We start from the raw sequence: 521 nt of genomic DNA, 5'->3' as shown, positions 1-521 counted from the left end.
GGGCGGCCTGGCGGCCGGCGGCATCGCCGCGCGCGGCCCGCTGGCCTTCAACCAGTGGCAGGGCGACCAGAGCCACATCGGCGTCGAGCTGGGCGCGCACACGCTGCTGGTGGTGACCGACGGCGCGGCCGACCTGCCCGAGCGCGGCATGGTCGCGCTGGGCCTGCCGCTGGAGGCGCTGCACCTGTTCGACAGCCAGAGCGAACTCGCCGTGCTGCACGGCGCCGATCTTTGCTGAACGCCATGGGCCGCGACCTCATCATCGGCATCGACGCGGGCACCTCGGTCATCAAGGCCGTGGCCTTCGACCTCGAGGGCCGCCAGCTCGCCGTAGCCAGCACGCCGAACACCGTGACCTTCGGCGAGCACGGCGCGGCCGAGCAGGACATGGACCGCACCTGGGCCGACACCGCCGCCACGTTGCGCGCGCTGGCGCTGGAGCTGCCGGGACTGGCCGCGCGCACCGCGGCGCTGGCCGCCACCGCGCAAGGCGACGGCACCTGGCTGGTCGATGCCGCCGG

At 74.9% G+C, this 521-nt stretch carries 1 protein-coding gene and 1 pseudogene; both read left to right on the top strand.

Annotation, left to right across the window (positions count from 1 at the left end; genetic code table 11):
• Positions 1 to 238 (top strand): annotated as a pseudogene (locus tag BMG07_RS40995) (ABC transporter ATP-binding protein); the annotation flags it as partial.
• Between the two features lie 5 nt (positions 239 to 243).
• A partial coding sequence (locus tag BMG07_RS40990) for an FGGY family carbohydrate kinase (RefSeq protein ID WP_269759924.1) occupies positions 244 to 521 on the top strand: 278 nt, incomplete at its 3' end.

The organism is Variovorax sp. E3 (assembly GCF_016082275.1).
Lineage (GTDB): Bacteria > Pseudomonadota > Gammaproteobacteria > Burkholderiales > Burkholderiaceae_C > Variovorax.
Note: the sequence above shows the minus strand (reverse complement) of the source record. Positions and strands in the feature narration are given on the sequence as shown.